Below are 12,402 nucleotides of genomic sequence, written 5' to 3'. Positions count from 1 at the left end.
CATGCCCGGCGCGCGCAGCCAAGTCTCCGGCAAGAAGCCCCCTTGTTGTTCAAGGGGGGCGCGCCGAAGGCGCGGGGATAAGGGGAAATGCGCGGACCGCCAAGCCGCTGCAAGCGGTGAAGGTGGTTGCAGCAGCAACCGAAAAAATTGGCCATGATCGGCTGACCCCCACGTCGTACGGCCCGCCCGTTCCGCCCGCCATGCCCGAATACCGTTCCCGCACCTCCACCGCCGGTCGCAACATGGCCGGCGCCCGCGCCCTTTGGCGCGCCACCGGCATGAAGGACGGCGACTTCCACAAGCCGATCATCGCCATCGCCAACTCCTTCACCCAGTTCGTGCCCGGCCACGTGCACCTGAAGGATCTCGGCCAGCTGGTCGCGCGCGAGATCGAACAGGTCGGCGGCGTCGCCAAGGAATTCAACACCATCGCCGTGGACGACGGCATCGCGATGGGCCACGACGGCATGCTGTATTCGCTGCCCAGCCGCGAGATCATCGCCGACGCCGTGGAGTACATGGTCAACGCGCACTGCGCCGACGCGCTGGTGTGCATCAGCAACTGCGACAAGATCACCCCCGGCATGCTGATGGCCGCGCTGCGCCTGAACATCCCGGTGGTGTTCGTCTCCGGCGGGCCGATGGAAGCGGGCAAGACCAGGCTGTCCGAGCACAAGCTGGACCTGGTCGATGCGATGGTGGTGGCCGCCGATGACAGCGCCTCCGACGAGAAAGTCGCAGCGTTCGAGCGCAGCGCCTGCCCCACCTGCGGTTCCTGCTCGGGCATGTTCACCGCCAACTCGATGAACTGCCTGACCGAGGCGCTGGGCCTGTCGCTGCCCGGCAACGGCACCACGCTGGCCACCCACGCCGACCGTGAGGCGCTGTTCCGCCGCGCCGGCCGCCTGATCGTCGAACTCTGCCATCGCTGGTATGGCGGCGAAGACCCCAGCGCACTGCCGCGCGGCATCGCCACCCAGGCCGCGTTCGCCAATGCGATGACCCTGGACATCGCCATGGGCGGCTCCACCAATACCATCCTGCATCTGCTGGCCGCAGCACAGGAGGCGGAGGTCGACTTCGACCTGACCCACATCGACGCGCTGTCGCGGCGCGTGCCGCAGCTGTGCAAGGTGGCGCCGAACACGCCGAAGTACCACATCGAGGATGTGCACCGCGCCGGCGGCGTGTTCGGCATCCTCGGTGAGCTGGACCGCGCCGGCCTGCTCGATACCACGGTGCCGACCGTGCACAGCGCCAGCCTGGCCGACGCGCTGGAACGCTGGGACGTGGTGCGCAGTGACAACGACACCCTGCATGCCTTCTTCAAGGCCGGCCCGGCCGGCATCCCCACCCAGGAGGCCTTCAGCCAGGCCACGCGCTGGCCGACCCTGGACATGGACCGCGCCGAGGGCTGCATCCGCTCGCTGCAGCATGCGTACTCACTGGAAGGCGGCCTCGCCGTGCTGCGTGGCAATCTGGCCGTGGATGGCTGCGTGGTGAAAACCGCCGGCGTGGACGAATCGATCCACGTGTTCGAAGGCCCCGCGCGTGTCTATGAAAGCCAGGACGCCGCCGTCGCCGGCATCCTCGCCGACGAGGTGCAACCGGGTGAGGTAGTGGTGATCCGCTACGAAGGGCCGAAGGGCGGCCCGGGCATGCAGGAGATGCTGTACCCCACCAGCTACCTGAAATCGAAAGGACTGGGCAAGCAGTGCGCGCTGCTGACCGATGGCCGCTTCTCCGGCGGCACCTCGGGCCTGTCGATCGGCCACGTCTCGCCGGAAGCCGCCAGCGGCGGTGTCATCGGTCTGGTGGAGAACGGCGACCGCATCCGCATCGACATCCCGGCCCGCCGCATCGACCTGCTGCTGGATGAGGCCACGCTGGCCCAGCGCCGCGCCGACGCCGACGCGCGTGGCTGGAAACCGCGCGCGCCACGCCCGCGCAAGGTCACCAGCGCGTTGAAGGCCTACGCCCTGCTGGCCACCAGCGCCGACAAGGGCGCCGTACGCAACACCGCCCTGCTCGGCGATTGATGCCGATCCGGTAGTGCCGGCCGCTGGCCGCCATCTGGGAAAAGGGGACGGAGGGGATTAAGTCGTTTGTGCCTCAAACGACTTAATCCCCTCCGTCCCCTTTTTTCAGCCGATCACGCGCTTGAACGGGGGCAGCGCGTCGATGATGCGCTTGCCGTAGCGGCGGGTCAGCAGCCGCGAATCAAGAATGACCACGCGGCCGGTGTCGGTGGAGGTGCGGATCAGGCGGCCGGCGAACTGGGTCAGCGTGCGCAGCGCATGCGGAATGGCGATCAGGTTGAACGCGTTGAGCCCGCGTCCCTCGAACCACTCGCTGAGGGTGGCGGTCTGCGGGTCGGTCGGCACGGCGAACGGCACCTGGGTGATCACCACCGTGGTGCAGGCCTCGCCGGGCAGGTCGAGGCCCTCGCCGAACGAGTTCAGGCCGAACAGCACCGAGCCCTCGCCTGCCTCGACACGCCGCAGGTGTTCCTCGATCAGCCGGGTCTTGGACATCTCGCCCTGCACCAGCACCTGCTTGCGGCGCGCGGCCGGCATCAGCCCGGCCACCTTCTCCATCTTCCAGCGCGAGGTGAACAGCACCATCGAGCCCTTGGCCCAGTCCAGTTCGGTGTCCAGGTAGCGCGCCACTTCGCGCGGGTGGCCTTCGCGGTCGTCCGGCGTGACCGGGAACTTCGGCACGATCAGTTCGGCCTGGTTGGGCAGGTCGAACGGCGACGACAGCGAGACCATCTCGGCCTCTTCCGGAATGCCGTTGTCGATCGCCAGCGCCTGGAAGTCGCCACCGCCGGTCAGCGTCGCCGAGGTCATCACCACCGAGTCCACTTCATCCCACAGCAGCTTGCGCAGCACGTGCGCGGCCGACACCGGCGAACCGTGCAGCACCAGGTCGCCATCGCGGGTGGCAGTCACCCAGCGCGCCATCGGCGGCGCGCCGTCCTTGTCTTCGCGGCGCCACGCCTGCCACAGGTTGTACTGCTGCTCGATCATCTCCAGCGCCATGCCCAGGTTGCGCTGCAGGCGCTCGCGCGCGGCATCGTCCGGCTTGCCCTTGGCCACCTGCGTGGTGGCCGCATGCGCCCAGTTGTAGAGGCTGCGGGTATCGTCGGCCAGTGCCTCGATCGGCTCGCGCCAGGCCTCGGGCAGGCGTCCATTGGCCGCGCGCCACATCGGCTCTTCGTCCGCCGGCGCCGGCATCCACACCCGCTCGATGTGATCACGGAACGCGCGCAGCTGCTTGGCCACGTTGCTGGCGACTTCGATCGCTTCGTTGGGCAGCAGGTTGCCCAGCCGGTCCTTGTCGACCGCGCGGTACGCACCGGCGATCAGGATCTGCAGGCGGCCGGTGCGCTTGGCCATCTCGTCCAGCGCGAGGCTGGCCGCGCCCTGGTCGATCGCCACGTTGCCGATGTGATGGCCTTCGTCCAGCACCAGCAGCATGTCCGAGGGTGGCGCGATCAACGGCTGGCCGTTGTCGCTGTCACCGATCGACAGCGCCGACAGCAGCAGCGCGTGGTTGGTGACCACGATCTGTGCGTCGCGCACCGTATTGCGCGAGCGCAGCACCGCGCACTGCGCCGAATAGGCGCAGCGCCGCCCGGCACAACCCGAGGCCGGCGTGGTGATGCGGCTGCGCAGGCCGGGACTGATGGTCTCCGGCGCATTGTCGATATCGCCATCCCAGCTGCCGCTGGTGAAGGCGTCGGTCAGGCGTTTGGCGATGTCCATCTCGATCGGCGCCAGCGGCCGGTCGAACAGTGGCGCGTCATCCTCGAACATGCCGCCCTGCGAGCCCTCGCCCTGCGCCTCGGCGGCATTGCGCGTGCACAGGTAGCGGGTGCGTCCCTTGGCCAGCGCCACGGTCGCTTCCAGGCCGGTGGCCTTCAGGAAATTCGGGATATCGCGCTCGACCAGCTGCGACTGCAGCGCCACGGTGCCGGTGCTGATCACCAGCTTCTTCTTGGTGGCCAGCGCGATCGGCACGCCTGCGGTGAGGTAGCCCAGGCTCTTGCCGACGCCGGTCGGCGCCTCGACCACGCCAACGCCACCGCTTTTCGACAGCGCGCGCGACACCACGCCGATCATCTGGCTCTGCGAGCGACGGGTGGAGAAGCCGGGGGTGTTGGCCTGCAGCGTCGTGTACGCCTTGCGGATCGCGTCCTTCAAGGTGTCATCGAGCGTGCGCGGAGCGGCGACGGTTTCGGTCACGCCGGGAACTACCGTAGCTGGATCAGGCCGGTCATTGTCGCATGGCCGGCCGCGTTCACTGTTGCTGGCACCCTGAACGAGCCAGCGACGACGCCCGCCGGCGCGCACGGTCCGAAGCCCGCGCCGCACAGGGGCGAAACACGCCGGGCGTGGCCCGGCGCCAGCGCTCAGGCGACCGGGGCGGGACGGCTACGCAGCAGGCGCACCAGCGCCCACACCAGCAGCACCACGCCAATGGCCTCGACCATCGCCAGCGCGAAGTGCACCACGCCGAAGATGGCGCTCATGCCCGAGATGGCGCTGAAGTTGCCGCTGCTGACCAGCCACATCGGCAGCATGCCCGCCGCCAGGCCACCCAGGCTGGACAGCAGCAACAGCAGCAGGCCGACCAGCGCGCCGGTGCGGGTGGCATCGCGCGGCGCACCGACCACCCAGACCAGGCCGACGCACAGCGCGATCAGCACAGGCAGGCGCACGCCGACCATGCTCAGCACGGTCACCATCAGGGTTGTGCTGTCCATCGGTCAGTCCTCGCCGGCCAGCACGGCCGAGCCCTGGCGCAGCGACTGGTAGACCTCGCCGGTCTGCGGGCGCACGCCGTGCCACTGCAGGAAGCTCTCGGCGGCCTGCTCGACCAGCATGCCCAGGCCGTCGACGGTATTGCGGCACTGCGCCGCACGGGCCCAGGCCAGGAAGGCGATGGCCGCCTCGCCGTAGTTCAGGTCGACGGCAGTGGTCATCGAATTGACCAGCGACAGCGGCAGCTTGAACTCGACGTCGCGGTCGCGGCCAGCCGAGGTGGCATTGACGATCAGTTCGAAGTCGCCGAGGTCGCGCAGGTCTTCCCAGTAGCGGCTGATCGCACGGCCGGGCTCGCCCATCGCGTCGATCAGTTCGTCGGCGCGCTCCGGCGTGCGGTTGACCACCACCAGTTCGGTGATGCCGGCATCGAGCAGCGCCGGGGCGACGCTGCGCGCCGAGCCACCGGCGCCGATCATCAGCACGCGGCGGCCGCGCAGGTCCAGGCCGTGGCGGTCGGTCAGGTCGCGCACCAGGCCGATGCCATCGGTGGTGTCGCCGTGCCAGCGGTCGCCCTTGCGCAGCAGCGTGTTGACCGAGCCGGCGCGGCGCGCGCGCGCGGTCAGCGTGGTGCACACCGAGAACGCGGCTTCCTTGTGCGGCAGGGTGACGTTGGCGCCGACACCGCCCTCGGCGGCGAAGGCCTCCAGTCCGGCCAGGAACGCATCCGGGGCCAGGTCGATCGCGCGGTAGTCGATGGCGATGCCTTCCTGGCGACCGAACGTCGCGTGGATCTGCGGCGACTTCGAGTGGGCAACGGGGTGTCCGAAGACGGCGTAACGGTCGGTCATGGAATCCTCAAGCTGGCTAGACTGATGCTCTTTCGTGCTCGGAACCGGATGATGCGCATCACCCCGCCCCTGCTGGTGCTCGCCGCCAGTCTACTCTCTGCCCCCGTGGCGATGGCGTTGAACGAGTACGGCATCGAAGGCATGGGCGTGGTCTCGACCCGCGCCGACGAAGGCCGCGCCACGATCAGCGCCGATGGCCAGCGCATCGTCTTCGCCCGCCGCGGCGAGGCCGGCTGGGGCCTGTGGCAAGCACGCGTGGTGGACGGTCGCTGGCAACAGGCACAGGTACTGCCGGTAGGCGTGGACGGTGAAGCGCGCGATCCCTACTTCAGCCGTGACGGCCGCTGGCTGCTGTTCGCGGCCGGCCGCGAGGGCGCGCTGGCGCTGTACCGCGCCGCGTTGGCCGCCGACGGCCGGCTGGGCCCGGCGCAGCCGCTGGCCGGTGACGGTGGGCGCCGGGAAGAGCGCGGGCCGGCCCTGAGCGCGGACGGCAAGCAGCTGTTGTTTGCCCGCCAGCAGGGCCGTGGCGCCGGCTGGGACCTGTTCGTGGCGACGCTGGATGCGCAGGGCCTGCGCGGCCCGGCCAGCGCACTGAGCGCGTTGAACAGCGCCGACGACGAGACCGACGGCGACTGGCTGGGCCAGGACGGCGCCGTGGTGTTCAGCCGCGGCAATGGCAGTACCGCGCAGGTCTGGAGCAGCGGCTGTGCGTGGAGCGGTGTAGCGCTGCAGCCGCTGGGGCTGTCGTTCAACCAGGCCGGCGGCTGGACCGGTGCGCCGGTGGTCGACAACGCCAAGCCGGGCGAGATGATGGTGGCCAGCAGTGCAGCGAAGGCGCCGCGTGCCGGTGGCGTGGACGTGTACCGGTTGGCGGTGCCGAAGGTGGCGGCGGTGGCCGGGTGCGCGCGGTAGATCCACGCCATGCGTGGATGGCCGTTTGGGAGATGCCAACCTTGGTTGGCATACGTGAAAGCGCCAACCAAGGTTGGCGACTACCAGTAGATCCACGCCATGCGTGGATGAAACGCCCTGTCAGCGCGACAACACCTTGGCGCGCAACTGCTCGTACTCCATCTCGCTCAGCTGGCCGTTGTCCTTGCGCTGGTTCAACGCGGCCAGCTCGGCCTGCACGGTCTCCGGCAGCGCCTGCTCACGGGCCACGTGGCGGGCAGCGGAGAGCTGTTCCGGCGGGCGCTTGCCGGCCCGCCAGGCGGCGATGAAGACAGCGACGATGATGGCGCCGAACACCAGCGTACCGGTGCCCCAGATCAGCCATTGCACCCATCCCAGTTCGGGTCCCATCGCGCAGTCCTCCGTCTATCGTGGCGCTATTGTCAGCGCTCGCGCAGCCATCGCGCCACCTGCGGCGCGAAATAGGTCAGCACACCATCGGCGCCGGCCCGCTTGAAACCCAGCAGCGACTCCAGCACGCAGGCGCGTTCGTCCAGCCAGCCGTTGGCGAAGGCGGCCTTCATCATCGCGTACTCGCCACTCACCTGATAGGCGAAGGTCGGCACACCGAATGTCTCCTTCACCCGGCGCACCAGGTCCAAGTACGGCATGCCCGGCTTGACCATCACCATGTCGGCGCCCTCTTCCAGGTCCAGCGCGATCTCGCGCAGGGCCTCGTCGCCGTTGGCCGGGTCCATCTGGTAGGTCTTCTTGTCGGCCTTGCCGAGGCTGGCCGCGCTGCCCACCGCATCACGGAACGGGCCGTAGAACGCCGAGGCGTACTTGGCCGAGTAGGCCATGATGCGCACGTTGATGTGGTTGTCGGCATCCAGCGCACGGCGGATCGCGCCGATGCGGCCGTCCATCATGTCCGACGGCGAGACGATGTCCACACCGGCCTCGGCGTGCGACAGCGACTGCTTGACCAGCGCTTCGACAGTGATGTCGTTGAGCACGTAACCCTTGTCGTCGATGATGCCGTCCTGGCCGTGGGTGGTGTACGGGTCCAGCGCCACGTCGGTCATCACTCCCAGTTCCGGGAAGCGCGACTTCAGCGCGCGGATCGCACGCTGCGCCAGGCCGTCCTCGGCCCACGCCGCCGACGCGTCCAGCGACTTCAGCGACGGGTCGATCACCGGGAACAGGTCGATCACTGGAATGCCCAGTTCCAGCGCTTCTTCGGCCACCTTCAGCAGCTCTTCGATCGACAGCCGCTCCACGCCCGGCATCGACGGCACTGCGGTGCGGCCCGCACGTTCGTGCACGAACACCGGGTAGATCAGGTCGTCGGTGGTCAGCGTGTTCTCGCGCATCAGGCGGCGCGAGAACTCGTCGTGGCGCATGCGGCGCGGGCGGTAAAGCGGGTGGGACATGGCAGGCTCCGAGGAGTGGCTATTGCAACAGGTAGCCCTGCGGCAGCAGGGGTTCGGGCAACGGGCGTTCGCCGAGCGCGTCGAGCTGGTCGATCTCGATCGTGCGCACCAGCGCGTCCAGCGGCAGGTCGTTCGGCTCCAGGCCGAACGGGTCTTCCATTTCTTCGCCCAGCTGGTCCAGGCCGAAGAAGGCGTAGGCCAGCACCGCCGACAGCACCGGCGTGCCCCAGCCCAGCGAGCTGGCCAGGCCGAACGGCAGCAGCACGCAGAACATCCATGCGCAGCGATGCAGCAGCAGGGTGTAGGCGAACGGCAGCGGCGTGGTGAGGATGCGCTCGCAGCCGGCCTGGATCGACGACATCGCGTGCAGGCGCTCTTCCAGCTGGGTGTAGAGGATCGGGTCGAGTTCGCCGGCGCGCAGGGCCTGGGCCAGCTCGGCAGCGATCATCGACAGCAATGCGTCGGGCACGTTCTCGCGCTGGCCCAGCTGCTCGCGCTGTGGCTTGTCCAGCCACGGCAACGCCGCCAGGGCCACGATGCGCCCGCGCAGGCGCGCGGCCAGCGCATGGGCAAAAGCCGTAGTGAGGTAGGCGATGCGGCGGCGGCGACCGGCGTCATCGGCCAGCAGCAGGTTCACCTGGCGGGCCAGCGAACGCGATTCGTAGACCAGCTGGCCCCACAGCTTGCGGCCTTCCCACCAGCGGTCGTAGCAGGCGCTGTTGCGGAAACTGAGGAAGATCGACAGCACCAGGCCGAGCAGGGTGAACGGCGTGACGGAAACGCGCTCGATGCCGGTCGGCGGCGCCAGCTCCACCACCGCGGCCACCGCGATGGACAGGATCAGGATGGCCAGCACCTTCGGCGCGATCGCTTTTACGATCGAGCCGCGCAGGATGTACAGCAGTTGCCAGCCGTGGGGACGGGGTCGGATGATCATGGGGCAGCCGCGCAGGCGCGGATTCACAGGCACGCGGGGGGCTCGCGCAGCCGTTCATTGTACGCCCCTGCCCGGCCCGCGGCCGTGTACCTGCGACGCCCTGTCGCACCCGGCGATGCGGCTCAGATCACGCCGCCCCCCAAGCCCAGGCGCAGGATGCCGACCACCACCACGATGCCGTTCAGCACCAGCCCGGCCCAGGCCCGGCCGCGCTTGGTCGGGTGGGTGAACAGGATGCCCAGCGCGGCGATCACCGCGCCCACGGCGGCGAACGGGATCAGGAACCAGTTGCCCCAGCCCAGCAGCGGAATCAGCGCCAGGATCATCCACAACAGCGCCAGTACGCCCCACAACAGACTGATCACGCCCATTCCACTCTCCCGCAGTTGGTTCCTGTCTGTGCACCATAGTCGTTCCCGCCGTCGCCGCCTACTGCCGTTGGCGGGGCTGTCACCGGCACCGTGCTAGCGTGCCGCCGTGCCTGCTCTGGGCCGGGTGTTGGCGCCGATTCAGAGTGGCCCGCCGATGATCGCAACCAGTCCTACAGGGGTCGTGCCATGAACATCCGTTGGGCCGCGTTGGCGGCCATCCTGCTGGTCGCCGCTGGCTGTGCCAGCACCTCCAAGGTCATGCTGGGGCGCGCCCGCGCGCCGATCGATCCGGCACTGGTGCAGATCTATTCGACGCCGCCGGCCGGCTCCCAGGAAATCGCCCAGCTGGAATCGGCGTCTGCCGTGGGCTTCGGCACGCAGGGCCAGACCGATGCAGCGGTGGCGCGCCTGAAGCGCGAGGCCGCAGCGCTGGGCGCCAATGGCGTGGTGCTGATGGGCGTGGGCAGCAGCGGCTCACCGGTGGGCATGTCGGTGGGTGCCGGCACGTTCGGCTCGCATGTCGGCGGTGGCGTCGGCATCGGTATTCCGACCACGCAGAAGCGCGCCGCCGGCGTGGCGATCTGGGTGCCGAACCCGGAACCGCCGGCACGACTGCCGACGCAGGTGATCACCCCGCAGCGGTGACGCGGCAGCATCACCGCGGGTAGTGCCGGCCGCTGGCCGGCAACCTCAGAAATCCTCCCGACGTCAGGGGAATGCCGGCCAGCGGCCGGCACTACCGGGGGGTGTTCAGCGCTTGTACTTCGGCACGAACACCTTGTTCACCGCGTCGGCCAGCTGGTCCGGCGGCAGCAGGCCCTGGTCGAGCAGGAAGTTGTTGAACGCCAGGCGGTCGAACTTCGCACCCAGTGCCAGCTCGGTCTGCATGCGCAGTTCCAGGATACGGGTGTAGCCGTAGAAGTAGCTGCCGGCCTGGCCCGGCATGCGCACCATGTAGCGGTCCAGTTCCTGGGTGGCCATCGCCTTGGACAGGCCGACCTGCTCCATCAGCACGCGCTCGCCGTTGGCGCGGTCGGTCAGGCCGAGGTTGAGCATCGGGTCGAGCATCGCGCGTGCGGCGCGCAGCAGGCGGAACTGCAGGGCGATCATCTGCCCGTCCAGCGGCTCGTATGGCACCATCTCGGCCTCGGCATACAGCGCCCAGCCTTCCACGTTCACCGAATTGAACGCGAACATGGTGCGTGCCAGCGACACGCCACGCTCGACCATCGCGGTGAACTGCAGCTCGTGGCCGGGGCGGCCTTCATGCGCACTCAGCGTCCACGCCGCCGCACCGAAGTTGAAGTCGTCGTACTGTGCGCCCGGGCCCGCGGCCGGGTTGCCCAGCGGCAGCACGAAGGTGCCCTGCTGCCCGGTGTTGTTGACCAGCGGCGCAGGCAGGAAATGCGGGGCCGGGCTGGCCGCGCTCTCGGCGGCCGAACCCAGGCGCATCTGCATGGCGCGCTTGGGCACGTCGACGATGGCGTGCTCGCGGATCAGCGGATCGATCGCATCGATCACCTTGCGGTAGTGGCCTTCCAGATGGTCGTCGGCGATCTTGTCGGCCTTCAGCGCGCGGATCACCGCCACCGGGTCGCTCGGGTCGGCCACCTTCAGGCCCTTGTCCTTCACCACCAGCGGCGCCAGCTGCTGCATCGCCGAGCGGGTTTCCATGAACTCCAGCTGCGCGCGCTGCATCAGCAGCTTCGGGTCGATGTCGATGCCGACTTGCTTGAGCTGGTAGGCGTACAGCGGCGCCGGCAGCCGTGCGTCGGTGCGCGCCTTCGGCAGCACGGTCGAGCGCGTCCAGCTGGCGTAGTCCTTCATCTGCCCGGCCAGGGCTTTCATCGCTTCATCGGCGCCGGCGATCTGGTACTTCTTCAGCAGCGACTCGATGCCGCTGATGTAGGTCTCGACGTTGTCCAGCGACTGCTGCACTTCGATCTTCGTCGGCTGCAGCAGGCTGCTGTCCTTCAAGCGCTCTTCGTAGCGCTGGCGGGCCAGCGTGGTGAACGCGGTGCCGCCCGGCTGCAGGCCGGCGTAAGCCTTGAGGCGGTCGATCGCCTTGGCCCGGCGCTCGGCCGGCACCTGGTCGGACAGCAGCAGGTTGAGGCCGCTGAACACCGTCTGCGGCGCGTCACTCCACGGCAACAGGTACTTCTCGTTGAGCTCACTGCCTTCGATGTTCTGGTTGGCGGCGTGGATCATGATCTCCAGGTCCTGGCGGACGTTGGGATCCTGCTCGGTGGCCAGCTTCGCCTTCAGTTCGTCGCGGGCCTTGGCCATCGCGGCGCGGTAGCGCTTGCCGTTGTCCGCGCCGAGGTCGGCCACCTTGTCGTCGTAGCCGGGCACGCCGAAGAAGCCGGTTTCTTCCGGCTGGAACGGGCCCTGCGCATCGAGCAGGATCTGCGCCAGTGCGTTGCTGCGGGCGACCCAGGCCGGGCTGGCCGGTGTGGCGGCCTTGGCGGCGGGTGCCGCCAGCGCCGGCGGTGCGGACAGCAGCGGGGCAGCGGTCAGGGCCAGGGCAACGGCCAACGCGATCGGCTTCATGGTGCACTCCAGGACAGGGTTGCCCGCACCCTACGCGCTCAGCGCGGTGGCGACAATCGGCCGGAGGTCACAACGCTGCGGTCAGCGGGCATTCGCCGCGTTCGCGGCAGGCCTGCAGTTCGCATTCCTGCGCGGCCTCATCGTCATCCAGCGCAGTCAGGTCGAAGGTCTGCTTGTTCTCGCCCAGCACGTACATCACCGGGTAGTCCCACACGTCGTCACTGCGGGTGCCCTTCACGAACAACCGGCCGTGTGCGCGGGGGCCTTCCAGGGCCACGGTCAGGCCGACATCGCGCTGGCCGTTGAGCGCGGTCTGCATGCTGCCCAGCGGCATCGATTCGGTACGCAGCGGCTCGCCGAAGGCTTCCACCAGTTCGATGCTGCAGCCGGCGCGACGCATCGCCTCGCGCATCGGTGGGCTCTCGCGTGCCGCCTCACTCCAGCGCAGCACGCTCCAGGCCACCGTGCCACCGGCCCCGGCCAGCACCAGCAGCACGGCCACGGGCATCGCCCAGCGCCAGTGGCGGGACCACCAGCCGGCGGGCTTCGGGCCGTGGGTGGGAATCGGCGGCGGCAGTGTCATCGGCGGGCTCCTTCCCGTCT

General features: G+C 69.1%; 12 protein-coding genes. 3 read left to right on the top strand and 9 right to left on the bottom strand.

Annotation, left to right across the window (positions count from 1 at the left end; genetic code table 11):
• Positions 1-200 precede the first annotated feature (200 nt).
• On the top strand, positions 201-2,039 hold the full coding sequence (gene ilvD, locus E5790_RS10965; RefSeq protein WP_032959069.1) for a dihydroxy-acid dehydratase: 1,839 nt from the start codon (positions 201-203) through the stop codon (positions 2,037-2,039).
• A gap of 105 nt (positions 2,040-2,144) precedes the next feature.
• Here the strand turns inward: ilvD and dinG are convergent, their stop codons facing one another.
• From dinG to aroE, 3 genes are all read right to left on the bottom strand, one after another.
• Positions 2,145-4,247, bottom strand: coding sequence for an ATP-dependent DNA helicase DinG (gene dinG / locus E5790_RS10960; RefSeq protein ID WP_049404916.1), 2,103 nt, complete (start codon positions 4,245-4,247; stop codon positions 2,145-2,147).
• A gap of 167 nt (positions 4,248-4,414) precedes the next feature.
• Positions 4,415-4,768, bottom strand: coding sequence for a hypothetical protein (locus tag E5790_RS10955; protein WP_014648789.1), 354 nt, complete (start codon positions 4,766-4,768; stop codon positions 4,415-4,417).
• Between the two features lie 3 nt (positions 4,769-4,771).
• Positions 4,772-5,617 (bottom strand): shikimate dehydrogenase, encoded by an 846-nt coding sequence (gene aroE, locus E5790_RS10950; RefSeq protein ID WP_032959067.1) that lies wholly within the window; start codon positions 5,615-5,617, stop codon positions 4,772-4,774.
• Between the two features lie 48 nt (positions 5,618-5,665).
• Between aroE and E5790_RS10945 the strand changes: the two genes are divergently transcribed.
• Positions 5,666-6,529 (top strand): PD40 domain-containing protein, encoded by an 864-nt coding sequence (locus tag E5790_RS10945; RefSeq protein ID WP_111206068.1) that lies wholly within the window; start codon positions 5,666-5,668, stop codon positions 6,527-6,529.
• 120 nt (positions 6,530-6,649) lie between these two features.
• Here the strand turns inward: E5790_RS10945 and E5790_RS10940 are convergent, their stop codons facing one another.
• From E5790_RS10940 to E5790_RS10925, 4 genes are all read right to left on the bottom strand, one after another.
• Positions 6,650-6,919, bottom strand: coding sequence for a hypothetical protein (locus tag E5790_RS10940; RefSeq protein WP_014648792.1), 270 nt, complete (start codon positions 6,917-6,919; stop codon positions 6,650-6,652).
• 32 nt (positions 6,920-6,951) lie between these two features.
• Complete coding sequence (hemB, locus tag E5790_RS10935) at positions 6,952-7,941, bottom strand: porphobilinogen synthase (RefSeq protein WP_014648793.1); 990 nt, start codon at positions 7,939-7,941, stop codon at positions 6,952-6,954.
• Positions 7,942-7,960: 19 nt separating this feature from the next.
• Positions 7,961-8,878 carry a bestrophin family ion channel gene (locus tag E5790_RS10930; protein WP_014038878.1) on the bottom strand — a complete coding sequence of 306 codons (918 nt, stop codon included), beginning with the start codon at positions 8,876-8,878 and terminating at the stop codon, positions 7,961-7,963.
• Positions 8,879-9,000: 122 nt separating this feature from the next.
• Positions 9,001-9,249 (bottom strand): hypothetical protein, encoded by a 249-nt coding sequence (locus tag E5790_RS10925; protein WP_005420185.1) that lies wholly within the window; start codon positions 9,247-9,249, stop codon positions 9,001-9,003.
• 186 nt (positions 9,250-9,435) lie between these two features.
• Between E5790_RS10925 and E5790_RS10920 the strand changes: the two genes are divergently transcribed.
• Positions 9,436-9,894, top strand: a complete 459-nt coding sequence (locus tag E5790_RS10920; RefSeq protein WP_005420187.1) for a hypothetical protein — start codon at positions 9,436-9,438, stop codon at positions 9,892-9,894.
• A 105-nt stretch (positions 9,895-9,999) separates the two neighbouring features.
• On the opposite strand, the gene E5790_RS10915 is transcribed toward E5790_RS10920, so the two are convergent.
• The gene (locus E5790_RS10915; RefSeq protein ID WP_053495951.1) at positions 10,000-11,799 is read right to left on the bottom strand and encodes a DUF885 domain-containing protein; all 1,800 of its coding nucleotides are present in this window, start codon (positions 11,797-11,799) and stop codon (positions 10,000-10,002) included.
• A 67-nt stretch (positions 11,800-11,866) separates the two neighbouring features.
• The gene (locus tag E5790_RS10910) at positions 11,867-12,382 is read right to left on the bottom strand and encodes a cytochrome c oxidase assembly factor Coa1 family protein (RefSeq protein ID WP_014648795.1); all 516 of its coding nucleotides are present in this window, start codon (positions 12,380-12,382) and stop codon (positions 11,867-11,869) included.
• Between the last annotated feature and the right edge of the window lie 20 nt (positions 12,383-12,402).

This window comes from Stenotrophomonas sp. PAMC25021, assembly GCF_004795795.1.
Lineage (GTDB): Bacteria > Pseudomonadota > Gammaproteobacteria > Xanthomonadales > Xanthomonadaceae > Stenotrophomonas > Stenotrophomonas muris.
The sequence above is the reverse complement of the archived record's forward strand: the minus strand, read 5'-3'. Positions and strand labels throughout refer to the sequence as shown.

Coding starts and splice junctions, on each gene's coding strand:
- E5790_RS10910 (WP_014648795.1), bottom strand. CDS start 12,382: ATGACACTGCCGCCGCCGATTCCCACCCACGGCCCGAAGCCCGCCGGC.
- E5790_RS10940 (WP_014648792.1), bottom strand. CDS start 6,919: ATGGGACCCGAACTGGGATGGGTGCAATGGCTGATCTGGGGCACCGGT.
- E5790_RS10955 (WP_014648789.1), bottom strand. CDS start 4,768: ATGGACAGCACAACCCTGATGGTGACCGTGCTGAGCATGGTCGGCGTG.
- E5790_RS10945 (WP_111206068.1), top strand. CDS start 5,666: ATGATGCGCATCACCCCGCCCCTGCTGGTGCTCGCCGCCAGTCTACTC.
- E5790_RS10915 (WP_053495951.1), bottom strand. CDS start 11,799: ATGAAGCCGATCGCGTTGGCCGTTGCCCTGGCCCTGACCGCTGCCCCG.
- E5790_RS10920 (WP_005420187.1), top strand. CDS start 9,436: ATGAACATCCGTTGGGCCGCGTTGGCGGCCATCCTGCTGGTCGCCGCT.
- hemB (WP_014648793.1), bottom strand. CDS start 7,941: ATGTCCCACCCGCTTTACCGCCCGCGCCGCATGCGCCACGACGAGTTC.
- aroE (WP_032959067.1), bottom strand. CDS start 5,617: ATGACCGACCGTTACGCCGTCTTCGGACACCCCGTTGCCCACTCGAAG.
- ilvD (WP_032959069.1), top strand. CDS start 201: ATGCCCGAATACCGTTCCCGCACCTCCACCGCCGGTCGCAACATGGCC.
- E5790_RS10930 (WP_014038878.1), bottom strand. CDS start 8,878: ATGATCATCCGACCCCGTCCCCACGGCTGGCAACTGCTGTACATCCTG.
- E5790_RS10925 (WP_005420185.1), bottom strand. CDS start 9,249: ATGGGCGTGATCAGTCTGTTGTGGGGCGTACTGGCGCTGTTGTGGATG.